At 70.5% G+C, this 24540-nt stretch carries 10 protein-coding genes (1 of these 10 running past the window's edge); 6 read left to right on the top strand and 4 right to left on the bottom strand.

Features of this window, described 5'->3' with window-relative positions:
- The first annotated feature begins 81 nt into the window (after positions 1–81).
- From ACQPYY_RS30640 to ACQPYY_RS30630, 3 genes are all read left to right on the top strand, one after another.
- Complete coding sequence (locus ACQPYY_RS30640; RefSeq protein WP_433591924.1) at positions 82–1674, top strand: hypothetical protein; 1593 nt, start codon at positions 82–84, stop codon at positions 1672–1674.
- A 102-nt stretch (positions 1675–1776) separates the two neighbouring features.
- Positions 1777–2535 (top strand): DNA alkylation repair protein, encoded by a 759-nt coding sequence (locus tag ACQPYY_RS30635; RefSeq protein ID WP_433591923.1) that lies wholly within the window; start codon positions 1777–1779, stop codon positions 2533–2535.
- A 324-nt stretch (positions 2536–2859) separates the two neighbouring features.
- On the top strand, positions 2860–3441 hold the full coding sequence (locus ACQPYY_RS30630) for a transglycosylase SLT domain-containing protein (RefSeq protein ID WP_433591922.1): 582 nt from the start codon (positions 2860–2862) through the stop codon (positions 3439–3441).
- Between the two features lie 70 nt (positions 3442–3511).
- Here ACQPYY_RS30630 and ACQPYY_RS30625 read toward each other — a convergent pair whose 3' ends face one another.
- Entirely contained in the window at positions 3512–4567 is a 1056-nt protein-coding gene (locus ACQPYY_RS30625) for a 2Fe-2S iron-sulfur cluster-binding protein (RefSeq protein ID WP_433591921.1), read from the bottom strand.
- 72 nt (positions 4568–4639) lie between these two features.
- Positions 4640–5260: a mycofactocin system transcriptional regulator MftR2 gene (gene mftR2, locus ACQPYY_RS30620; protein ID WP_357281716.1), complete on the bottom strand. Its 621-nt coding sequence runs from the start codon at positions 5258–5260 to the stop codon at positions 4640–4642.
- Between the two features lie 366 nt (positions 5261–5626).
- On the opposite strand from mftR2, the gene mftF reads away from it, so the two are divergent.
- A complete protein-coding gene (mftF, locus tag ACQPYY_RS30615; RefSeq protein WP_379092460.1) occupies positions 5627–7024 on the top strand; it encodes a mycofactocin biosynthesis glycosyltransferase MftF in 1398 nt (465 codons plus the stop codon).
- Here the strand turns inward: mftF and ACQPYY_RS30610 are convergent, their stop codons facing one another.
- A complete protein-coding gene (locus tag ACQPYY_RS30610; RefSeq protein ID WP_433591920.1) occupies positions 7025–7351 on the bottom strand; it encodes a nuclear transport factor 2 family protein in 327 nt (108 codons plus the stop codon).
- The gene (locus ACQPYY_RS30605; protein ID WP_379092466.1) at positions 7352–8587 is read right to left on the bottom strand and encodes a cytochrome P450; all 1236 of its coding nucleotides are present in this window, start codon (positions 8585–8587) and stop codon (positions 7352–7354) included.
- 316 nt (positions 8588–8903) lie between these two features.
- On the opposite strand from ACQPYY_RS30605, the gene ACQPYY_RS30600 reads away from it, so the two are divergent.
- Together ACQPYY_RS30600 and ACQPYY_RS30595 are read left to right on the top strand one after the other, a co-directional pair.
- A complete protein-coding gene (locus ACQPYY_RS30600; protein ID WP_357281711.1) occupies positions 8904–10256 on the top strand; it encodes a GAF domain-containing protein in 1353 nt (450 codons plus the stop codon).
- Between the two features lie 439 nt (positions 10257–10695).
- A protein-coding gene (locus ACQPYY_RS30595) for a non-ribosomal peptide synthase/polyketide synthase (RefSeq protein ID WP_433591919.1) crosses the window boundary here: on the top strand, positions 10696–24540 show its 5' portion. It continues 4161 nt past the right edge of the window; only the first 13845 of its 18006 coding nucleotides appear in the window; it begins with the start codon at positions 10696–10698; its stop codon lies beyond the right edge, outside the window.

Raw genomic sequence — 24540 nt, 5'->3', positions numbered from 1 at the left:
CCGGTTTCGTGGTGACCGGGCGTACGGCCGGACCGTAGCCCGACTCGCACCCGCCGCCACCGCCCGGTAAGAATGGCGGCCATGGATGCCGATTTCACCACCGGCCCGGGGGATTCGCGTTCCGCGCGTCAGCCGGGTTACCGCCTCACCCACCCGGACGCGCCGGGCACCTCGCCGAATCCGGTGCTGACCGGCATCGATACCGGCGGGCACGCCGGGTTGTCCCACAACGGTCACGACGGTCTGAGCCGCAACGGTCACGACGGTCTGTCTCGCAACGGGCACGACGGGCTGGGCCGGAACGGCCACGACCAGCAGGTGCAGTGGTCCTCGGCGCCCGTAACCCTGCGCAGCACACCGGAATCGGAGGCCCTGTCGCGCCGGATCGCGCCCGATCTGCCGCAGCGCTCCGCTGACCAGCCGCAGCGCAACTTCGACCTGACCCAGCGCGCGCCGGAGTTGCCGCAGCGCGCTCCGGAACTGCCGCAGCGCGCTCCGGAACTGCCGCAGCGCAGCCCCGAACTGCCGCAGCGCACCTCGGACCCGGAGGCCGTGGCCGCCCGGCTGGCCGCGGACGAGCCGTTCTCGGCCCGCATCACCACCGACAGTGAGCCGTTCGCGGTCCCGGCCAACGGTGAGCCGTTCGGAACGCGTCCCGCCGCCAACGGTTCGCCGTTCGCCCGTTCGATCAATGACAGCGGTCCGCTGACCCGTCCCGCCGACAGCGGGCAGTTCACCCGTTCCGCCCCGGAGAGTGAGCCTTTCGCGGCGTCGTCCGCCATGGACAGCGACACGCTGGGTCTGCGTCCCGCCCCCGAGGTTCAGTCCTTCGCCCTGCCGGCCGAACCGCGGGACAGCGGCTTCGGCGCGAGCCCCGCCGTCGAATTCGAGGCTCCGGTGTCGCGCCGCTACGCGCCGGACCCCGAGCCGCCCGTCCGGTACGAGATCCCGGAGCGGCTGGAAACCCCTGAGCGCCTGGAAATCCCGGAGCGCCTGGAAATCCCGGAGCGACTGGAGGCTCCGGCCCGCCTCGAGAGCCTGGCGGCCCCGGCCGGTCTGGAGAGTATGGAGGCGGTCGCCGCATCCCTGCGGGAGAGCGTGCACGAGGCGCCCCGCGAGTCCACCCGCCCGGCGGGCGCTCCCTCGCGTCGTCGCGCCGCACCGGAACCCGTTGTCGAGCACCAGGTTTCGAGCGTGCCCGATCCGATCGCCGCGCTGTCCGAGCCCGTGGCCGCGCTGTCCGAGCCTGTGGCTGTGCTGTCCGAGCCTGTGGCTGTGCCTTCCGGCACCGTGGCCGCGCTGCCCGAGCCGGCGCACGCGCTGACGGAGCCGACGCCCGTCGTGACCGAGTCGACGTTGATCGCGACGGAGTCGACGGTCGTCGCGCCGGTGTCGACCGCCGCGGCGCCGGAGCCCAAGGCCGCCGCCGCGTTCCGCACCAGCGACGCCGCCATCGACCTGCACCACATCATGAGCCTGCTGGTCGCCAGCCACGATCTGGAAGTGGCCGCCACCGCCGCGGAATCCGGCGAGGCGGATATCGCGCAGCTGGCCGACGCCGCGCACCGGACCCGTTCGGCGGCCGTGGAATTGGTCGCCGCCTGGTACGGAGGGGCGGACCACATGCGAAATTTTGGCGAGGTCCTCTTACGAGCCGCGGCGGACACACGGTAAAGCTCGAGGACGTCCCCGGCGGGTTACCCGGACCGTTATGGGAGCAGGCGTCACTTTAGGATTCGTTCGAGAGGGCCTCGGATCACTGACTCGGGAGGCGCGATGAGCGGTACCGGTGCGGCGTCGAATGGATTGACCGCCGATGCGGTGCGCGAGGATTTGGCGGCGCTCGCCGATCCGGCCGACGCGGTGCATCTGCAGCGCTTTTTCAAGACCGGGCCGGGCGAGTACGGCGAAGGGGATGTATTCATCGGCGTCCGGGTTCCGCTGACCCGGAAGGCGGTGAAACGGTTTGCCGGGATGCCGCTTTCGGAGATCGACGTTCTGCTCGACAGTCCGGTGCACGAGCATCGGCTGGCGGCGCTGGTGATTCTGAATGGCGAGATGGCGAAGGCGTCGCGCAAGCGCGGGGGCGATGCGGCGCGGCAGCGCGAGATTGTCGAGTTGTATCTGGCGGCGGTGCGCCGGGGCCGGGTGAACAACTGGGATCTGGTGGACGCCTCGGCGGAGTTCATTCTCGGCCCGTGGTTGCTGGAGCGCCCGCGCGATCTGCTCGAGAAATTCGCGGCGGGGGATTCGCTGTGGGAGCGGCGGGTGGCGTTGCTGACCACGTTCGCGTTCATCAAACAGGGCGATACCGTGACGACCCTGGAATTGTGTGAGCAGCTGCTCGATGATCGCCGCGATCTCATTCAGAAGGCGGTGGGCTGGATGCTGCGGGAGATCGGGAAGCGGGTGGATCCGGTGATTCTCACCGGATTTCTGGACGCGCACGCGGCGGCGATGGGCCGCACGGCGTTGAGTTACGCGACCGAGCACCTCGCCCCGGAGCGGCGGGCGCACTACCGCGCCCAGCGGTGACCGCGGCGGCGTAGCCCACGCTGTCGGGTTGCTGTGACGCATTGCTCGGTGGATTCGCACCGATTGTTCACCTTGGGTTAAGTTTACGTTCATTTGTCGAGACCACTCTGTGATCAGTCGATGACGACCGATACCAGCTCGAAACGAGTTGGAGCCCCACACGCGGAGACCGCCGCACCTTCGGCGAGAGCGTGAACGAACGGTGATAGCTGGGAAATCTCCCGAATCCCGTTCCGCCACCTTGCACATCACAATCCATGCAGTGCGTCGGCAGGCTCCCCAGGGAGACCCGCCGTGGTCAGCGCTGCGCCAGTGAGAATCGCCATGCATAAGTTCTTCGCTCAGCCCGTCAAAACCGTCACCGGCCTGGCCGCTATCGCGCTCGCCGCGTCGGCCGTGATCACCGCCGGCGCCGCCTCCGCGGACGTCAACGGTGTGCCGCCCGAGTTCCAGGCCACCGCCCAGCAGGTGCAGCAGCAGGCCGTCGGCCTGAACGCGTCGCTCCCGCCGGCGCAGCAGGACCAGGTCCGCGCGGCCGTGCAGGGCCTGCCCGCGCCCTTGAATCAGGTACTGCCCCCCGCCTTCAGCAACGATCTCGACGGCTGGATCCGCAATGCCCTGTACGTCCTGAACCAGCACGGCATCCCGGGCAGCTACGACGGCATCTTCCGCAATATTCAGCGGGAGTCCGGCGGTAACCCGCAGGCCATCAACCTCTACGACTCGAACGCCGCCGCGGGCATCCCGTCCAAGGGTCTGCTCCAGGTGATCGATCCGACCTTCCAGGCGTACCACGTCGACGGCACCTCGTGGGACATCTACGACCCGGTCGCCAACATCACGGCCGCCTGCAATTACGCGGCGCACCGCTACGGCTCGATCGACAACGTCTTCTCGGCGTACTGAGCCATACGGGCACAATAGAATTCGGCCGCCGCGTGTATCACGCGGCGGCCGACCCGTTTCGAGTGTTAGCTCAGAACTGGATCTTCAGGCGGTCCGTCACCGGCCGGGCCTGGCAGCCCAGGATGTAGCCGTTGGCGATGTCCTCGGGGTCGAGGATCTCCGCGTTCTCCATCTCCACCTCGCCCTCCAGGACGGTGCAGGCGCAGGAGCCGCATTCGCCCTCGAGGCAGGAGTAGGGCACGTCCAGGCCCTTGGAGAGCATGATGTCGACCAGGGTCTGGCTGCGCGGCCAGGTCATCTCGTGGGTCTCGCCGTCGAGTTCGACCTCGACGCTGGCGGCGTCGGCGGCTTCCTCGGCGCTGATCTCGGCCGGGGCGACATCGGCGAACGGGTCGCCGGAGAGCGAGTTGAAGACCTCGGCGTGGGTGCGGTTGCGCGGTACGCCGAGCTGGCCGAGGGCGTCGTGGACCCGGTCCATGAACGGCTTGGGGCCGCACATGAACGCCTCGTGGGCGGTGTAGGGCGAGACCAGGGCGGCGAAGGCGTCGGCGGTCGGCAGGCCCTGGAGGGCTTCGAGCCAGTGGATGACGACGACCCGCTGCGGGTTCTTGTCGGCAAGTTCGCGCAGCTCGTTGGCGAAGATGACCGACTCGTGGTCGCGGTTGGCGTAGACCACCACGATGCGGCCGTTGCCGCGGGCGAGCGCCGACTTGAGGATGGACATCACCGGGGTGATGCCGCTGCCGGCCGCGAACAGCAGCAGGTCCTCGTCGAGGTTCTTGGGGGTGAAGACGCCGGACGGCGGCAGCACCTCGATGGAGTCGCCGGCTTTCACGTTGTCGCACACCCAGTTCGACGCGTAGCCGTCGACGGTGCGCTTGATGGTCACCTTCGGCTTGTCGTCGGTGTGCGGCGAGCTGGCCAGCGAGTAGCAGCGGGCCACGGACCCGGTCAGGTCGCTGGGGATGCGCAGGGTCAGGAACTGGCCCGGCGTGTAGGCGAAGCGCTCGCTGAGTTCCTCGGGCACGTCGAAGACCAGCGAGCAGGAGTCGGCCGTCTCGTTGATGACCGCGGAGACCCGCAGCACGGCCGATCGCGAGCTGTGCGGTACGTCGACGGTGGTCATAGTGTCCTCTCGAACCCGGCAGTGATGGTCAGCCGGAGCAGTCTACCCAAACTAGAACGTGTTCTAGTTTGACTATACGTGGCTGTCGCGCTGCCGGACAAGCTGAGCTTCCAGACCGGCGATCAGCACGTCCATCGAGAAGTCGTAGGAGAACTTGCCACGCAGATCCGCCAGGTGTTTGGTGGCGCGTTCCACCGCCTCGGGCAGCACCCGGTCCAGCAGCGACGAACGGTCGCGCGGGTTCACCTTGGAACGACCGAACAGATAGGTGTGGATGGTGGCGTAGGCGGAGAGCACATTGCGCTCGTCGAAACCGGCGTCGAAGAGGATTTCCATCACGGCCGCGATCAGGTCGAGCTGTTTGCCGAGCATCTGCTCGATCAGGACGTCGCCGAGACCCGGGTGCTTGCGCAATTTCTCGTCGATCTGGTCGATGAGATCCCGCAAACGCATTTGCCACGTGCCGAATTCGGGTGGCGGCTTGCGGACGCCGGTCAGCGCCGCGGTCGCCACCAAGTCGAGTAGCTCCCGCTTGTCGGCGACGTAGTAATAGGGGGCCATCGGCGAAACTCCGAGTTCGCGGGAGAGCCGTCGCATGGACAGCTTCTCCACGCCGTCCTGCCGGACCACCCGCAGGGCGGCCTCGACGATCTCGGATTCCGAGAGGGTGTTACCGCCCCCGCCTGTCTGCATGCGCCCGACTCCCATACCGCCTCGACCACCACGGGCACGGATACCCGTCCCCTACCTGTTCAACTGCCGATTTTCCTCCCGGCAGTCTAGAGCGCCCACGACCGCACCCGTCGAGCTACCACCAGATGCGCGAGACACCGAATACGCCTCCTCCCTTGCGGAATGTCGCCTCAGTGTTCGCGGCCGTCCCGATTCTGGACTGCGGCTCGATAGACCTCCGCCTTGGAGCGGGGGAGCGAAGCGGAGGAGCGGAGGAGGGAAGAATCGGGACCAGGGGGCCGCGAACCCGCCCGTAGCGAAGCGGAGGGCAGATAACACCGCGTGGCAATCATCATTGCCAGTGGTGTGCTGACTTAGCATTCGGGAATGCGCCATGATCGCCTTCCCGATGGTTTCGGGGTGCGAATCGATCCCAAGGTGCGCACTTATTCCGGTGGACGGCTACTGGTCGGCGGCACGCCGACGAAGTTGCTACGGCTCGCTCCGGAAGCTGCGGCCTTGATCGGTGACGGGTACCTCGAGGTGACCGACCCGGCGTCGGCGCGGGTTGCCAGACGTCTTCTCGATTCCGGTGTCGCGAATCCGCGTCCGCGGCTGTTGCCGTCGCTGGAGGACGTGACCGTGATCGTGCCGGTGCACAACAACACTCCCGAGCTGTCGCGGCTGTTGTCGGCGCTGCGTGGCCACACGGTGATCGTGGTGGACGACGGTTCGGACCAGCCGGTGCGGATTCCGGAGGCACGCAGCCGATGCCGGATCACCGTGCTGCGCCGTGATCGCCGGCACGGCGCGGCCGCGGCCCGCAATTTCGGATTGCGTTCCGCGTCAACCGAATTCGTGGCCTTCCTGGATCCGGAGGTGGTGCCCCGGACCGGTTGGCTGGAGGTCATGCTGGGCCATTTCAGCGATCCCAAGGTGGCGCTGGTGGCCCCGCGCATCCTGGCCATGGATCCCGATTCCACGGTGCTGGCCCGCTACGAGCACACCCGCGGTTCGGTGCATCGCGGCCGCCGCGAGTCGGCGGTGCAGGCGCACGGCCCGGTGCCGTACGTGCCGAGTTCGGCGGTGCTGGTGCGCCGGCTGGCCCTGCTGGGCGAGGGCGGTTTCGACGAGTCCATGGGCGCGGGCGGCGATGTCGACCTGTGCTGGCGGCTGGACCGCGCGGGCTGGCGGCTGCGCTACGAGCCCGCGGCCCGGGTGGCGCACAGCAATCCGGTGTCGCTGCGAAAGTGGTTCGCCCACAAGGTCACCCATGGGACGGGTGTGGCGCCGCTGGCGCAGCGGCACAGGGGGATGGCCGCGCCGCTGTCGCTGCCGATCTGGACGGCGGTGTCGGCGGGCCTGCTGAGCACCGCGTCGGGCTGGGGCATCTTCGGCGGGGTGCTGACCCTGGGCGCGACCCTGGTCCGATTACGCCGGGTGTTCGCCGGGCTCGACAATCCGACCCGGGTGGCCGCCATCTATATGACGCGCGGTTTCGGCGGTGCGGTGTGGCGGCTGGCGTCGGCCATGTGCCGGCACTATTGGCCGGTGACGCTGCTGGGCATGTTGTGCTCGCGCCGGATCCGGCACATCGCGATCACCCTGGCCATGGCGGAGGGCTTGGCCGACTGGTTCACCCATCGGGAGCCCGGCAGCCTGGATCCGATCCGCTACGTGTTCTGCCGGCGGCTGGACGATGTGGCCTACGGGACGGGCGTGTGGTGGGGCGCGGCTCGGACCCGCAGCGCGGCGGCGCTGAAACCGACGCTCCCGTCCAGTTGATCAGCGGTAGTAGATCTCCAGTGTGGTGATGCGCCCGTCAGGGCCGAGACCGAAGACGTCGATCGCGTAGGTGCGGTTGCCGGGCTTGCCGAGCGGGCTGGTCGCCTCGAGCTGTGCGACTTCGACTGCCGGGCCCGGGATTACCCGCGTGATCTCGGTCCGCGCCCGGCCCGCGAACACGACATCCCGATAGAACCCGGCGATTTCGTCGTGACCGGTGAAAACGCCTCGCGGATTGCGCAGTTCGGCCCCGGGCGCGAAGAGCGCCAGCAGCGCGGGCTCGTCGGCGGCGTTGACCGCCCGCACGTAATCGTCCGAAATGCTCATCTACTCCTCCTCCCCGCGCGCCCGCAGCCGGACCGGCATGTGCCGGACGCCGGTGTGCTTGTTGCTGCGCGTGTATTCGACGGCCCCGGTGAGTTCGGCGATCTCGACCCGGTCGAGCAGTGCGTCGAACACCACCCGCATCTCCATGCGGGCCAGGTTGGATCCGAGGCAGAAGTGCCCGCCGCGTCCGAAGGCGAGGTGCGGGTTGGGCCGCCGGGTGATGTCGAAGGTGTGCGGGTCGGTGAACACGGCCTCGTCCCGGTTCGCGGAGGTCCACCACAGGGTGACCTTGTCCCCGGCCTTGATTCGCTGACCGCCGAGTTCGGTGTCGCGGGTGGCGGTGCGCCGGTTGTAGGAGGTGGAGGAGGCCCACCGCAGCATTTCGTCGACGGCCCCGTCCAGTTGGGACCGGTCCTCGCGCAGGCTGCGCCAGACCTGGGGCCGTTCGATGAGCGCCAGCATCCCGACGGCGATGGAGTTGCGGGTGGTCTCGCTGCCCGCCGCGATGAGCAGGCTGAACAGCATGGCCTTCTCCATATCGGTGAGCGGCTGCCCGTCGATGGTGGCGTGCGCGGCCAGGGAGAGCAGGTCGTCGGCGGGCGCGGCGGTCTTGGCGGCGAGCAGTTCCCGCCCGTAGGCCCGGGTTTCGGCGACGGCCCGCTGGGTGCGCGCGGTGGCCTCGCCGAGGTCGCGATCGTCGTAGTCCAGGGCGACGTTGGCCCAGCCGAAGAGCCGGTGCCGGTCCTCCTGTGGCACCCCGAGCAGTTGGGCGACGGCCTGCAGCGGCAGTTCGGCGGCGAGGTCGAGGAGAAAATCGCACTCGCCCTTGGCCAGTGCCGCGTCGACCAGGTCGGCGGCGCGTCGCCGCAGGTCGTCCTCGATGAGTTTCAGGGTGCGCGGCGCGACGCTGGGCATGAGCAGTTTCCGCACGCCCGCGTGCCGGGGGTCGTCCATCATGTTGAGCAGCACGCCGACGGCCCAGTCCACGGGCAGGTCCTCGATGAGGGTGCCGCCGCCGCGCCGTTCCCCGCCGCTCTCGGAGGAATAGGTGACCGAATCCCCGGCTACGGCAACGATGTCGGCGTACCGGCTGACCACCCAGAACCCTTCCCCGTCGGGGGTGTGCGGGGTGGGCGGATGCCACCGGACCGGCGCGTCGGCCCGCAGCCGGTCGAAGACCGCGTGCGGGAAGCCGTGCGCGAAGCGGTCGAGATCGGTCAGGTCGATGTCCTCCACCCCACCCACCCTCGCACAGTGCCCGAGCCGGGGCGGTACATTCGGTGAACCGTGTTAACCGAAAACCTGGCCGCCGCAAGGATTTCGGGGCGGGGTGCGCGGTCGTGATCCGGTCAGCGGCGCCACCGCAACCTCGGCAAGTCCCTCGCGACGCGCGGATCGCGCGGAGTGACTGAACACGGCGTGTTTAACAAGATGCTGCGTAGCTCACATTTCCGTAGGGCACGGTTGCTGTGTGACCTGTCGGACAAACGTCCTGCTTCCGCCTTGGGCTCTCAGGTCCGCCGGTACCCTTTGGGTGCGGAAAGAAAGGCAAATGGTCAGCAATCTTGCGGGTGGGGGAAACCCTAACCACGGCGCCGAACCGGGCAGTCAACTCGGTGCGCTCGAAACATATGCCGCCCAGGCTCACGGATATCTCAGCCTGGGTGGAGAACAGCTGGGGCAACTGCCCGGCTTGTTACGTCCCATGGTCCTGGAATCGTGGCTGCGCAGCGTGCGCGGCGGCGTGGACCCGATGGACGATGGGGACGGTCGCGGCCTGCGTGGCGCGGACCTCGAGCGCTATCGCGACGCGCATCCGATCGCCGCGGTGATGCCGCTGGTGGACAAGCTGTTGCTGCGGGACGCGACCAGTACCGGTTTGATCGTGGTGGTGGCCGACCAGTTCGGCCGCGTGCTCTCGGTGCACGGCAATGCCGACCGGGTGCAGCCGGCCGCCGAGGCGGGATTGCGGGAGGGCAACGACCTGAGCGAGCGCCGGGTCGGCACCAACGCGGTGGGCCTGGTGGTGCGCACCGGCCGCGCGGCCTGGATCCACGGCCCCGAGCATTTCCTGCACCGCATGCACCAGATCACGGGAGCGGCTGCGCCGGTGCACGATCCGGACGGCCGCCTGGTGGGCGTGCTGATGATCGCCGGCGGTGTGCGGGTGGCGCGCCCCGAGATCCTGGCCCTGGTGAAGGCGGCGGCCACGGCCGCGGAGATGGATCTACTGCTGGCCGCGGTGCGTTCGGGTCAGGACCGGCGTTCGCACGCCGACGCGCCCGCGCCGGAACGCCTGGGCCTGGAGGTGCTCGGACTCGGGCAGCCGCAGTTGACCGTGGCGGGGGAGCGGGTCCCGTTGTCGCAGCGGCACGCGGAGATCCTGTTGCTGCTCGCCGAGCATTCCGAGGGGTTGTCGGCCGATCACCTGGCCCTGCTGCTCGATGACGCCGATCTGGACAACGCCACGATTCGCGCCGCCATGTCGCGGCTGCGCTCGGTGGTCGGTTCGAACGTCTTCGGCTCGCGCCCGTACCGGTTGCGCGTGCCGATCGCCACGGACGTGGAGGCGCTGCGCGCCGCCCTGGATTCCGGGGATGTGGACGCCGCCGTGCGGCTGTACGCGGGCCCGGTGTTGCCGCGCTCGACCGCTCCGGGAGTTATAGACATTCGCGATGAATTGCGGGTGCGCTTGAGAACGGCTGTATTACGTTCCGGCGACGCTTCGGTCTTGAGTCGGTGGACCGCGGGCGCCGAAGGGCGTGACGACGCGGCGGCGTGGGCGGCCTATCGGGCCACCGTGGACCGCGAGTCTCCGCTGTATGCGCAGATCGAGGCCAAGATCCGGGTGCTGGATCGGCGCCTGGGCGCCGATGCAACGCAGTTGCAACGTTTCGACTCCTAATCTCCACATCCGAAAGTGCGGTCGGTCACACCGCCGCCTTGTTATGTGGTCTGACCCACATTCATCGCGATCTTCGCGCCGGATCGGCTGCCAACTAGACGCTCGTCCAACTTTTTTTCAGGAAAAAGTTCCTTTTTATTGTGTAAACGCCTAGTGTCCACAGGCATGAACGGCATCCCTGTGATGCAGGTGACAGTTGGAGGAGATCGGCAGTAGGACAGTCCGGATGCGGTGACCCGGAGGCAACCGCATCCCGGCCGGCGAGCCAGTAAGCCCGGCCGCTTCGAGCACTAGTTGGATCACGCGCGGATTCGCCGCGCATTCGTCGAAAAACCCAGGGCGATGCGATAACTCGCGGCCTGGTGCGCTCTCGTCAGCCGAGCGCACTCAGGTCTATTTCGTGATGCCCCGAAACCGTTGGTCGACATAGCAATTCGCCATGACAAGGGAGGCTCTGGTGCAGGGTACGGACTCGAGTGGTCTCGGACCGAGTGAAGTTCCGACGTCGACTGAATTGTCTGCGCCGTTCCCGCTCGGACCCGCGCAGATCGGGCTGTGGTACGCCCAGTTGCTGGCTCCCGAAGTGCCCCTCAACCTGGTCCAGTACGTCGACATCGAGGGTGACTTCGACGTCGACCTGCTGCTGCGCGTCGCCGAGGACGGCGTCCCGATCTGGCGCTCCTCCCAGCTGCGTTTCACCGAGATCGACGGACAGCCCCACCAGTACATCGACCCGACCGCGGGTCACAACACCGAGCTGATGGACCTGCGCTCGGAAGCCGATCCCATCGCCGCCGCGCACGAGTGGATGCAGGTCCAGATCCTCGAGCCGATCGACCTGCTCACCGGCAAGCTGTTCTCGCCCACTCTGATCCGGGTCGCCGACCAGCGCTGGTTCTGGTTCTTCGTCGGTCACCACATCGTGGGCGACGGCTACGCCGCCCTGAACACCATGCAGTGGACGGCCCGTCGCTACACCGCGCTGCAGCGCGGCCTGGAGCCGGAGACGGTGAAGGTCGGCACGCTGCGCGAGCTGGTCGAATCCGAACTGGCCTACCGCGAGAGCAGCCGCTTCCGCACCGACCGCGCCTACTGGCAGGAGCGCACCGCGGGCCTGGACGGCACCATGTCGCTCAAGGGCCGCACCGCCCCGCCGCGCTCGGACAACCTGCGCCGTGGCGTGGTGCTGCCGGAGGACCTGGTCCGCCGCATGGAAGAGTGTGGCGCGCAGCATGATTCGGGTCTGGCGGGCGTGATCATCGCCGCCTTCGCGGCCTACATGGCCAAGCTGACCGGCCAGGACGAGGCCGTGCTGAGCCTGCCGGTCACCGCCCGCACCACCGCGGTCATGCGCCGCTCGACCGGCATGCTGTCCAACATCGTGCCGCTGCGGATGGCGGCCGGGCCGGACACCACCTGGCTGGAGCTGCTCACCGCGGCTCGCCTGGAGATCTCCGGCGCGCTGCGCCACCAGCGCTACCGGCACGAGGACATCCGCCGGGACGCGGCCGAACTGCAGGGCGCTCCGGCGTCGCGGGCGCTGTACGGCCCGATGGTCAACATCATGCTGTTCCACCCGCAGCTGGACTTCGGCGACATCCAGGGCCGGCTCAACCTGCTGTCCACCAGCCCGGTCGAGGACATGAGCCTCAACGCCTTCTACGGCGAGAACGACCGGGTGCGCCTGGACCTCGAGGTGAACCCGAACCTGTACACGGCCGACGAGATCGACCGCCACATCGAGCGTTTCGTGGCGTTCGTCGAGCGGCTGGTGGAGCTGGACCCGGCGGCCCCGCTGTCCGCGGTCGAGGTCATCACCGAGCGGGAGCGCGAGGTGGTGCTGCGCGAGTGGAACGACACCGCGTTCACCGTGGACCCCGAGGCGACGCTGGTGTCGATGTTCGAGGCGCAGGCCGCCCGGACGCCGCAGTCGCTCGCGGTGCGTTTCGGCGGGACCCCCGCCTGCGATCTCACCTACGCCGAGTTCGCCGGACGGGTGAATCGGCTCGCCCGCTATCTGATCTCGCGCGGCATCGGCCCGGAGTCGCTGGTCGCGCTGCATCTGCGCCGTTCGCCGGAGCTGCTGGTCGCCGTGTACGCGGTGCAGGCCGCCGGTGGCGCCTACGTGCCGCTGGACCCCGATCACCCGGCCGACCGGATCGCGCACATCCTGGACACCGCCGCGCCCGCGCTGGTGCTGACCACCGCCGCCGACCGTCCCGCCACCGCCGCCGCCGTGCTGGACATCGCCGACCTGACCGAGGCCGCGCTGGCCGAGTTCTCGGCCGCCACGGTGACCGATGTGGACCGGCTGTCCCCGCTGCGTCCGGCGAACACCGCCTACGTCATCTTCACCTCGGGTTCCACCGGCCGCCCCAAGGGCGTGGCGGTGAGCCACCGCTCCATCGTCAACCGCATGGTCTGGATGCGCGAGACCTTCGCGCTGTCCGCCTCGGACGTGATGCTGCAGAAGACGCCGATGACCTTCGACGTCTCGGTGCCGGAGCTGTTCTTCGCGCTGCAGATCGGCGCGACCCTGGTGCTGGCCCAGCCCGACGGCCACCGCGATCCGGCCTACCTGCGCGCGGTGATCGACGAATTCGGCGTCACGGTGGTGCATTTCGTGCCGTCGATGATGGATCCGTTCGTGGCCGAACTGGAGGCCGCCGCGGCCGCGGGTACACCGCCGCTGCGGATCCGGCAGCTGTTCGCCTCGGGCGAGGCGCTGCCGGGCCCCATCGCGCAGCGGCTGCGCGCCCTGACCGGCGCCCCGCTCCACAATCTCTATGGCCCCACCGAAGCTGCGGTCGAGGTCACCTCGCACGAGGTGACCGCCGCGGACATCACCGCCGTGCCGATCGGCGCGCCGGTGTTCAATACCCGGCTGTACGTGCTCGACGCACGCCTGCGGCCGGTCCCCATGGGGACTCCGGGTGAGCTGTATCTGTCGGGGGTTCAGCTCGCCCGGGGTTACATGGCGCGTCCGGGTCTGACGGCGGAGCGGTTCGTCGCCGACCCGTTCGCGGCTCCGGGTGAACTCATGTACCGCACCGGTGATCTGGTCTGCTGGACCGAGTCGGGTGAGATCGAGTACTTGGGGCGCACCGACTTCCAGGTGAAGGTGCGCGGCCTGCGCATCGAGCTGGGTGAGATCGAGACCGTGCTCGGCGATGTCGAGGGCGTGTCCCGCGCGGTGGTGATCGTGCGCGACGACCAGTTGGTCGCCTACGCGGTCGCGACCGACGAGGTGGACGCGATCAAGCTCAAGGCCGCTGCCGCGCGGGCGCTGCCCGCCTACATGGTGCCGAGCGCGTTCGTGCTGCTGGAGGCGTTGCCGGTCAACGCTTCCGGCAAGCTGGACCGGGCCGCGCTGCCGGATCCGGTCCGGGTCGCGGTGGTGCACGAGGCGCCGGTGACGGTGACCGAGCGGGCCGTGGCCGCCATGTTCGCCGAGGTGCTGGGCACCGACCAGGTCGGCCGTACCGACGACTTCTTCGCCCTGGGCGGCAACAGCCTGATCGCCACCCAGGTGGCGGCGCGGCTGAACGCCGAGCTGGGCTGCCGCCTCACGGTGCGCGAGATGTTCTCCGCCACCGGCGTGGCCGAGCTGGCAGCGGTGATCGACGCCCAGTTCGTCGACGCCGACGCCGAGTCCGGCAGCGCGGTCGCCCTGGTGCGCCGCGACCGGCCGGAGGCGCTGCCGCTGTCCCCGGCGCAGCAGCGCATCTGGTTCCTGAACCGTTTCGACACCGCGAGCGCCGGCTACAACATGCCGTTCGTGGTGCGCCTGCGCGGCGAGGCCGATCCGGAGGTCATGCGGGCCGCGCTGGCCGACGTGCTGGGCCGCCACGAGGTGCTGCGCACCGTGTTCCCCACCACCGCGGCGGGTTTCGCGCAGCAGCAGGTGCTGCCGGTGGCGGTGGCGACCGAGCCGGTGGCGCAGGAGTCCTGTGACGCCGACGAACTGGACGCCCGCCTGCGGGCCTTCGCCGCGCAGGGTTTCGACCTGGAGCGCGAGATCCCGTTCCGTGCACGACTGTTCACCGTTACCGGAGCCGTCGCGTCCGATTGCGGACTGGGCGGTCCGGTGCTGGTCGACGCCGCGGATCTCGACGTCCCCGAGTACGCGGTCGCCATCGTGCTGCACCACATCGCCGCCGACGGCCTCTCGCTGCCCATCCTGGCCCGCGACCTGATCACCGCCTACCTGGCCCGCACCGGCGGCCAGGCGCCCGCCTGGGAGCCGCTCGCGGTGCAGTACGCCGATTACACGCTGTGGCAGCGGGATCGGCTCGGCGCGGCCGACGACCCGGAGTCGCTGCTCTCCCGGCAGCTGGACTTCTGGCGCGGCACCCTGTCGGGCGCGCCGGACGTGCTCGAGCTCCCGGCAGACCGTCCCCGGCCCGCCGTCGCGACCGGTCGCGGCGGCAAGCTCGACGTCGAGCTCACCGCGGAGTTGCACGCCGCCATTTCGGAAACGGCTCGGGCCGAGGGCATCTCGACCTTCATGCTGATGCACACCGCGCTGGCGGTGCTGCTGTCCCGCCTTTCCGGCGAATCGGACATCGTCATCGGCACCCCGGTCGGCGGCCGCGGCGCGCGCGAACTCGACGACCTGATCGGCATGTTCGTCAACACGCTGCCGCTGCGCACCGAGATCGACGGCGAGCTCAGCTTCCGCGACCTCGCGCACCGGGTCCGTGACATCGATCTTGCCGCGTTCGCGCACGCCGACGTCCCCTTCGAACAGCTCGTCGAGACCCTGAATCCGGTGCGGTCGGCGGCCCGGCATCCGCTGTTCCAGGTGGCCCTGTCGTTCACCGCCGCCGGAGACATCAGTCTCGAACTGCCCGGATTGCTTGCCACGACGAGTACCCTGGACACCGAGGTGACCAAATTCGACCTGTCGGTCGCGGTCACCGAAAGCTTCGCCGGTGCCGGTCCCGGGGAAGGTCCGGCACCGGCGGGGATCCACGCGGAGTTCGAATTCGCGGTGGATCTCTACGATCCCGCCACCATCGAGGTCTTCGCGCGCCGCTATGTGCGCCTGCTCGAGGCGATCACCATCGATCCGGCCGTGGTCGTGAACGCGCTGCCGGTGCTGTCCGAGGCCGAATACGCCGATCTGACAACCCGTTCCGGCGGGGCCGTGGACGCGGTCCGCCTGCTGCCGGAGATCATGGCCGCGGCCGTGGCGTCGGCCCCGGACCGAATCGCCTTGATCGAGCGCGATGTCCAGTTCACCTACGCCGAACTGGACGCCCTCTCGAATCGCTTGGCGCGCCTGCTGATCGAGCGCGGCCTGGGCCCGGAGCAGCTGGTGGCCGTGAGCCTGCCGCGGTCGATCGAGTACATCGTCGCCGTGTGGGCCATCGCCAAGACCGGCGCCGCCTGGGTGCCGGTGGACCCCGCCTTCCCGGCCGACCGCATCGAGTACATCGTCCGCGACGCGGGCGCGGTGCTCGGCCTGACCGTGGCGTCGGTGCGCGGCGCGCTGCCCGGCACGCTGCCCTGGCTGCTGCTCGACGACGCCGAATTCACCAGCGCCCGCACGGCCTTCCCGGCCGATCCGATCACCGACGCCGACCGGGTGCGGCCGCTGCGCGCCGCCAATGTCGTGTACTCCATCTACACCTCCGGCTCGACCGGCCTGCCCAAGGGCGTCGTGGTCACCCACTCGGGTCTGGCGGGTCTGTCCGAGGCGCAGTACGAGCGCTTCAGCGGTTCCGCCGAGGCGCGGGTGCTGCACGTGACCAGCTCCTCGTTCGACGTCTCGGTCGGCGAGCTGCTGCTGGCCCTGCGGTCGGCCGCCACCCTGGTGGTCGCCCCGACCGGCGCGCACATCGGCGACGAGCTGGCGGAAGTCATTCGGGCGCACGGGGTCACCCACGTCTTCATGACGCCCTCGGGCGCGAGCACCATCGATCCGGCCGACGTCCCCACCCTGCGCCACGTCGCGGTCGGCGGCGAGGCGCTGTCGCCGGAGATGGTGCGGCGCTGGGCCGAGGCCGGACGCGACATGATCAACGCCTACGGCCCCACCGAGGCCACCGTGGTCGTGAACATCACCGGCGCGCTGGCGGCGGGCGAGACCGTCACCATCGGCCACCTGGTGCCGGGTGCGCGCGAGTGGATCCTGGACCAGCGGCTGCGGCCGGTGCCGGTCGGCGCGATCGGCGAGCTGTACCTGGGCGGCCTGCCGGTCACCCGCGGCTACCGCAATCGTGCGGAGCTCACCGTGAGCCGGTTCGTGGCCTGCCCGTGGGCGCCCGGTGAACGCATGTACCGCACCGGCGACCTGGTGCGCTGGACGGCCGACGGCCAGGTGGAGTACCTGGGCCGCAACGACTCCCAGGTGAAGCTGCGCGGCTTCCGCATCGAACTCGGCGAGATCGAGGCCGCGCTGGCGGCGCTGCCGCAGGTGCGCCGGGCCGTGGTGGTCCTGCACCACGACGCGGCGCGCGGCGACCAGCTGGTGGCCTACCTGGTGGCGGCCGCCGGCGGCGTGGACGTGGCCGAGATCAAGACCGCGCTGGCGGATCGCCTGACGGCGTACATGATTCCGTCGGCCTTCATGGTGCTCGACGCCATGCCGATGACCGTCAACGGCAAGCTCGACTACCGCGCCCTGCCCGCCCCGGTCTTCGCGGCCCGCGAATTCCGCGCCCCCGCGACGCCGATCGAACTGCTGGTGGCCGAGGTCTTCGCCGAGGTGCTGGGCCTCGCGCCCGCCGCCGACATCACGCCGGTGGACGCGGCCCTCACCGCGGCCGTGGCCGTCGCCGACTCCGCGCTCGGCTCGAATGCTCCGGTGGCGCACCTGGATTCGGTCGTCGAGGCCGACGCGCCCGCCGCCGGTGTCGGCGCGGACGACGACTTCTTCGAGCTCGGCGGCAACTCGCTGATCGCCACCCAGGTGGTGGCGCGCCTCGGCGCGGCCCTGGACACCACCGTCCCGGTGCGCCTGCTGTTCGAGGCGTCCAGTGTCGCCGAACTGGCGGCCCGGCTGGCCGACCTGGCCGGTACCGGCGGCCGCGCGCCGCTGGTGGCGGGGGAGCGGCCCGAGGTGGTGCCGCTGTCCTACGCGCAGCAGCGCATGTGGTTCCTGAACCGCTTCGACAACAGCTCGATCGCCGACAACCTGGTCGCGGCCATCCGCCTGGACGGCCCGCTGGACGCGGACGCGCTGGCCGCCGCGGTCACCGACGTGGTGGCGCGGCACGAGACGCTGCGCACCGTGTACCCGGCCGTGGACGGCGTGGGCCGTCAGCTGGTGCTGCCGGTCGAGCAGTCCGGTGTCGCACTGGTTTCGGAGCAGGTGCGTGCCGAGGATCTGGAGAACCGGATCTTCGAGCTCGCGGTGCTGCCGTTCGCGGTGGACGAGCGGGCCCCGGCCCGGCTCACCCTGCTGCGGGTGGCGCCCGAGACCCACGTGCTGGTGCTCGCCGTGCACCACATCGCCGCCGACGGCTGGTCCATCGCGCCGCTGACCCGGGATCTCATGCTGGCCTACGCGTCCCGCACCGCGGGCGCGGCCCCGGCGTGGACGCCGCTGCCGGTCCAGTACGCCGACTACACGCTGTGGCAGCGTGACCTGCTGGGCGCCGAGGACGACCCGGAATCCCTGCTGGCGGATCAGGTTCGCTTCTGGCGCGCCGAATTGTCCGGGCAGCCCGACACTCTGGAGCTGCCCGGCGACCGGCCGCGCCCGGCCGTGGCGACCCGCCACGGCGCGCAGTACCGCTTCGCCATCTCCGCCGAGCGGCACGCCCGCCTGCGCGAGCTGGCCGAGGGCGATCGCGCCACCCTGTTCATGGCGCTGCACGCGGCCTACGCCACGCTGCTGGCGAAACTGTCCGGCGCCGCGGACATCTCGATCGGCTCCGTCGTCGCCGGCCGCGGCGAGCAGGCGCTCGACGACCTGGTCGGCATGTTCGTCAACACCCTGGTGCTGCGCACCGAGGTGGCTCCGGACCGTTCGTTCCGGGAGCTGCTGGCCCAGGTGCGTGAGACCGATCTGCGCGCCTTCGCGCACGCGGACGTCCCGTTCGAGCGCCTGGTCGAGGTGCTCAGCCCGATGCGCTCGCAGGCCCGCCACCCGCTGTTCCAGGTGGCCCTGGATCTGCAGAACACCACGCAGACCAGCCTCGAGCTGAACGGCCTGACCGCTTCGCGGGTCGAGCTGGACCCGGGCATCGCCAAGTTCGATCTGCAGCTGTCGCTGGTCGAGGATCGTGCGGCGGCCGGGCTGGACGCCGTGTTCACCTACGCCACCGACATTTTCGACGAGGCCACCGTCGCGGCCTTCGCCCGTCGCCTGGACGTGGTGCTGGACGCGGTCACCGCCACCCCGGACCGCCCGGTCGGCGATATCGACCTGCTCACCGACGCCGAGCGCGCCCAGGTGCTGACCGGCTGGAACGACACCGCCCACGACATCCGCTCGGCGCTGCCGGTCGGCGCGTGGGGCGAGACCACCCCCGCGACCCTGGTCGCCCTGTTCGAGTCGCGGGCTCTGACCTGCCCGAACGCCCCGGCCGTCGAATTCGGGGGAACAGCTCTGTCCTACGGCGAGTTCTCCGGCCGCGTACACCGCCTGGCCCGCAAGCTGGTCGAGTCCGGCGTCGGCCCGGAATCCCGGGTGGCGCTGGCGATCCGCCGTTCCCACGATCTGCTGGTCGGCATGTACGCGATCCTGGCCGCTGGCGGCGCGTACGTCCCCGTCGATCCGGATCAGCCCGAGCAGCGCACCGACTACGTGCTGGACGCGGCGGGCCCGGTGCTCGTGCTGACCACCGCCCGCGACGGTTTCACCACCGCCCGCGACATCCCGGTGCTGGCCGTCGACACCGTCGATCTGGCCGGGTACGCCGCGACCCCGCTGACCGACGCCGATCGTCTCGCGCCGCTGCGGGAGTCGAACGCCTGCTACGTCATCTTCACCTCCGGTTCCACCGGCCGCCCCAAGGGTGTCGCGGTCTCGCACGCCGCCGTGGTGAACCGCCTGGTGTGGGGGCAGGACCGCTACCGGCTGACCGCCGACGACGTGGTGCTGCAGAAGACCCCCTTCACCTTCGACGTGTCGGTGTGGGAGTTCTTCTGGCCCTTGCAGATCGGCGCCAAGCTGGTCGTGGCCGCCCCCGACGGCCACCGCGACCCGAAGTATCTGGCCGAGTTGATCATTCGCGCGGGCATCACCCACGCGCACTTCGTGCCGTCCATGATGGCGGTCTTCGTGACCGAGCCGGCCGCTGCCCACTGCACCGGTCTGCGCCAGGTGTTCGCCTCCGGTGAGGGCCTGCCCGTCGGCACCGCCGCCCGCATGCGCGAGCTGACCGGCGCGCGCGTGCACAACCTGTACGGCCCCACCGAGGCCGCGGTCGAGGTGACCCACCACGAGGTCGCCGACACCGATGTCGCGTTCGTGCCCATGGGCCGTCCGGTCTGGAACACCCAGACCTATGTGCTGGACGGCCGCCTGAACCCGGTCGCGCCCGGCGTCGCCGGTGAGCTGTACCTCGCGGGCGATCAGCTGGCCCGCGGCTACCTGGGCCGTCCGGATCTGTCCGCGGATCGCTTCGTGGCGAACCCCTTCGGCGACGGCGCGCGCATGTACCGCACCGGTGACCTGGTCACCTGGACCGCCGAGGGTGAGCTGATCTACCTGGGCCGCACCGACTTCCAGGTGAAGCTGCGCGGCCTGCGCATCGAGCTGGGGGAGATCGAGGCCGCGCTGCTGGCGCAGCCGGGTGTCAACCAGGCGGTCGTGCTGGTGCGCTCGGACGACCGCGCGGGCGATCAGCTGGCGGGCTACCTGCAGCGCGAGCCCGGCCACGCCATCGACCTGGACGCGGTCAAGGCGGCGCTGGGCGGCCTGCTGCCCGCGTACATGGTTCCGGCCGCGTTCGTGGTGCTGGACGCCTTCCCGGTCAATGCCTCCGGCAAGCTGGATCGCGCCGCGCTGCCCGCCCCGGTCTTCGAGACCGCGGCCTACCGCGCACCCGAGACCGTGGCCGAGGATGTGGTGGCCGGGGTCTTCGCGGATCTGCTCGGCGTCGACCGGATCGGCGCGAACGACGACTTCTTCGCGCTCGGCGGCAGCTCGCTGCTGGCCGCGCGCGTGGTGGCCCGGGTCGGCGCGGCGCTGGACGCCGAACTGTCGGTGCGCGACCTGTTCGACGCCCCGAGCGTCGCCGGTCTGGCCGCGGTCGCCGAATCCCGTTCGGGCAGCGGCACGCTGGTGCCGCTGACCGCGCGCCCGCGCCCGGCGCTGGTGCCGCTGTCGGACGCGCAGCGCCGCATGTGGTTCCTCAACCGCTACCACGCCGACGCGACCGGGGTCGGCCCCGGCGCGGCGGCTGACAACATCCCCATGGTGCTGCGGGTGACCGGCCCGCTGGCCGCGGCCGCCCTGCACGCCGCGCTGCGGGATGTGGTGGCGCGCCACGAGACCCTGCGCACCGTCTACCCCGACGGCCCGGACGGTCCCGTGCAGCGGGTGCTGGCCGAGGGCGATGCCCGGCTGGTCACCGCGCCGATCACCGCGGACGAACTGACCGCCCGGGTGGCCGAGGTCGTCGCCCGCCCGTTCGACCTGACCACCGAAACCCCGGTGCGCGCGGCCGTTTTCAGCCTGTCGCCGACCGATCACGTGCTGGTGCTGGTGGTTCACCACATCAGCTCGGACGGTTTCTCGATGGGCCCGCTGGCCGCGGACTTCATGACCGCGTACCAGGCCCACCGCGCCGGGGTGGCGCCCGCCTGGGCCCCGCTGCCGGTGCAGTACGCCGATTACACCCTGTGGCAGGCCGAGCGCCGGGGTGACGAGACCGATCCGGCCTCGCTCGCGCACCGGCAGCTGGCGTTCTGGCAGCAGCGCCTGTCCGGGCTGCCCGAACAGCTGGAGCTGCCCGTGGACCGCCCGCGTCCGGCGGTGGCCTCGCTGCGCGGCGGCACCCACCGCATGCGCGTGGACGCCGAATTGCACGGCGGCCTGGTGGATCTGGCGCGCGCCCACGGCACCACCCTGTTCAGCACCGTGCACGCGGCGCTGGCCGTGTTGCTGGCCCGGATCTCGGGCAGCACCGACATCGCGATCGGCACCCCGGTCGCGGGCCGCGGCGAGCAGCAGCTCGACGCCCTGGTCGGCATGTTCGTCAACACCCTGGTGCTGCGCAGCGAGATCGACCCGCGCGCCGGCTTCGACACCGTGCTGAACGCGGTGCGCGCCGACGACATCGCGGCCCTCTCGCACGCCGAGGTGCCCTTCGAGCGCCTGGTCGAGGTGCTGTCCCCGGCCCGCTCGCAGGCCCGCCACCCGCTGTTCCAGGTGGCGCTGACCTTCCACAACTACGCGCTGCCCGCGGTGGAGCTGCCGGAGCTGACGGTGCGCCCGGAGGCCCTGGACGCCGGGGTGTCGAAGTTCGATCTCCAGTTCACCGTGCTCGAGCAGCACGGCCCGGACGGCCGCCCGAACGGCATGGACATCGAGATCAGCTACGCCAGTGAGCTGTTCGACGCCGACACCATCGCCGCCCTGGCCGGTCGCTTCGACCGGGTGCTGGCGTCGGTGGCCGCCGACGACACCGTGGTGGTCGGCGACATCCCGCTGCTGACCATCGAGGAGAGCGCCCGCGTTCTCCACGAGTGGGCCGGCACCGGACCCGATATCGCCGAATTCACCACGCTGGCAGACCGTTTCGCCACCGCGGCGGCCATCGACCCGGCCGCGCCGGCGGTGCGTTCCGGCCACGTCACGCTCAGCTACGCCGAGCTCGACGCGCGCTCCAACCGCCTGGCCCGTTGCCTGATCGCGGCCGGCGTCGGCCCGGAATCCCTGGTGGCCGTGGCCCTGCCGCGCACCGAGGAGCTGGCGGTGGCGTTGCTGGCCGTGGTCAAGGCGGGCGGCGGCTACCTGCCGATCGACCCCAACTACCCGGCCGACCGCATCGAGTACGTGATCGACGACGCCCGCCCGGTGTGCGCGATCAGCAGCGGCGCGGCCCAGCTGCCCGCCGGCTGGTTCGGCGGCCCGGTGGTCTGCCTCGACACCATCGACCTGGACGGTTACGACGCCGCCCCGGTCACAGACCGCGACCGGCGCGCCCCGCTGCGCCCGGCCGACATCGCCTACGTCATCTACACCTCGGGCTCCACCGGCCGCCCCAAGGGCGTGGTGATCCCGCACCGCAATGTGATCCGGCTGTTCGACAATGCCCAGGGCCACTACGGTTTCGGGCCCGCCGACGTGTGGACCATGTTCCACTCCTACGCCTTCGACTTCTCGGTGTGGGAGCTGTGGGGCGCGCTGCTGTACGGCGGCAGCGTGGTGGTGGTCGACTACTTCACCTCGCGGTCGCCGCAGCAGTTCCGGGAACTGCTGTCCACCGCGGGCGTGACCGTGCTGAACCAGACCCCGTCGGCCTTCTACCAGCTGATCACCGCCGACGCCGAGAGCGACTCCGAGCTCGCGCTGCGCTACGTGATCTTCGGTGGTGAAGCGCTGGAGCCGCAGCGGCTCTCGGGCTGGTTCGCCCGGCACCCGCAGGGCCCGGCCCTGATCAACATGTACGGCATCACCGAGACCACGGTGCACGTGTCCTACCGCCCGATCACCCCGGACACCGGTTCGGCCAGCGTGATCGGCGGCGCGCTGCCGGGTCTGACCGTGCGCGTGCTGGATTCGCGGCTGCGTCCGGTCCCGGTCGGCGTGCCCGGCGAGATCTACGTCTCCGGCGGTCAGCTGGCGCGCGGCTACCTCGAGCGCCCGGCGCTCACCTCCGGCCGCTTCGTGGCCGACCCGTACGGCGCCCCCGGCGAATCCGCCTACCGCACCGGCGATCTGGCGCGCTGGACCCCCACGGGCGATCTGGAGTACCTGGGCCGCATCGACCAGCAGGTGAACCTGCACGGCTTCCGCGTGGAGCTGGGCGAGATCGAGGCGGCGCTGCTGCTGGATTCGCGGGTCCGCGAGGCCGCGGTCATCGTGCGCCACGACGAGGCGGCGGACGTCTCCCGCATCATCGGCTACGTGGTCCCGGCGGCGGGCGCGGTGGTGCCCACCACCGAGCTGCGCACCGCCGTCGCCCGCGAACTACCCGAGCACATGGTTCCGGCGGCCCTGGTGGTCGTGGACCGGATCCCGTTGACCGTCAACGGCAAACTGGACCGCGCGGCGCTGCCCGCACCGGTCTTCGAGGGCACCGAGTACCGCCAGCCCGCCACCGTGGCCGAGGAGCTCATCGCCAACGTGTACGCGGACCTGCTGGGCATCGAGCGGGTCGGCGCGGACGACGACTTCTTCGCCCTGGGCGGCAGCTCGCTGCTCGCGGCCAAGGCGGTCGCCCGCATCGGCGCGCTGTTCGACACCACCGTCGGCGTGCGCGCGCTGTTCGAGGCCCCGACCGTGACCGCGCTGGCGGCGCGGGTGCAGGCCGAGGCCGACGGCCCGAAGCGGCCGGTGCTGGCCGCGGGCGCCCGTCCCGAGCACCTGCCGCTCTCGCCCGCCCAGCAGCGCATGTGGTTCCTGAACCGCTTCGACCGCTCGTCGACGGCCTACAACATCCCGGTGGCGCTGCGCCTGACCGGCGAACTGGACGCCCCGGCGCTGGAGGCCGCGTTCGCGGCGGTGATCGAACGCCACGAGACCCTGCGCACCGTCTACCCGGAGCTGGCCGAGGGCCCCGCGCAGGTGATCCTGCCCGCCGCGGACGTGATCGCCGAGCTCAAGCCGGTCGACCTCACCGAGGCCGAACTGGTCGGCAAGGTCACCGAATTCGCCATGACCACCTTCGACGTGACGGTGGACGTGCCGGTGCGGGTGCTGCTGCTGCGCATCGTGGACGCGGACGGCGTGCCGACCGGCGACCACGTGCTCGCCGGTGTGCTGCACCACATCTCGGCCGACGGCTCCTCGGTGGTGCCGTTCGTGCGCGACCTGATGATCGCCTACAACGCCTGCCTGGGCGGCGCCAAGCCGTCCTGGACGCCGCTGGTCGTGCAGTACGCCGACTACGCGCTGTGGCAGCGCGCGCTGCTGGGCTCGGAGGACGATCCGGAGTCGGTGGCCGCGGGCCAGCTCGCCTACTGGCGCGAGACCCTGGCCGGGCTGCCCGACCAGCTGGACCTGCCCGCCGACCACCCGCGTCCGGCGCGACAGAGCCTGCGCGGCAGCTACATCCGGCTCCCGCTGGACGCCGAGCTGCACGCCGGCCTGACCGAACTGGGCCGCCGCCACGGCGCGACCTTGTTCATGGTGGTGCACGCGGCCTGGGCCGCCCTGCTG

Origin of the sequence: Nocardia sp. CA-145437, from assembly GCF_050956485.1 — a bacterium.
In the GTDB taxonomy this organism is placed as follows: domain Bacteria; phylum Actinomycetota; class Actinomycetes; order Mycobacteriales; family Mycobacteriaceae; genus Nocardia.
The sequence above is the reverse complement of the archived record's forward strand: the minus strand, read 5'-3'. Positions and strand labels throughout refer to the sequence as shown.

Coding starts and splice junctions, on each gene's coding strand:
- ACQPYY_RS30630 (WP_433591922.1), top strand. CDS start 2,860: ATGCATAAGTTCTTCGCTCAGCCCGTCAAAACCGTCACCGGCCTGGCC.
- ACQPYY_RS30600 (WP_357281711.1), top strand. CDS start 8,904: ATGGTCAGCAATCTTGCGGGTGGGGGAAACCCTAACCACGGCGCCGAA.
- ACQPYY_RS30610 (WP_433591920.1), bottom strand. CDS start 7,351: ATGAGCATTTCGGACGATTACGTGCGGGCGGTCAACGCCGCCGACGAG.
- ACQPYY_RS30640 (WP_433591924.1), top strand. CDS start 82: ATGGATGCCGATTTCACCACCGGCCCGGGGGATTCGCGTTCCGCGCGT.
- ACQPYY_RS30625 (WP_433591921.1), bottom strand. CDS start 4,567: ATGACCACCGTCGACGTACCGCACAGCTCGCGATCGGCCGTGCTGCGG.
- mftR2 (WP_357281716.1), bottom strand. CDS start 5,260: ATGCAGACAGGCGGGGGCGGTAACACCCTCTCGGAATCCGAGATCGTC.
- mftF (WP_379092460.1), top strand. CDS start 5,627: ATGCGCCATGATCGCCTTCCCGATGGTTTCGGGGTGCGAATCGATCCC.
- ACQPYY_RS30635 (WP_433591923.1), top strand. CDS start 1,777: ATGAGCGGTACCGGTGCGGCGTCGAATGGATTGACCGCCGATGCGGTG.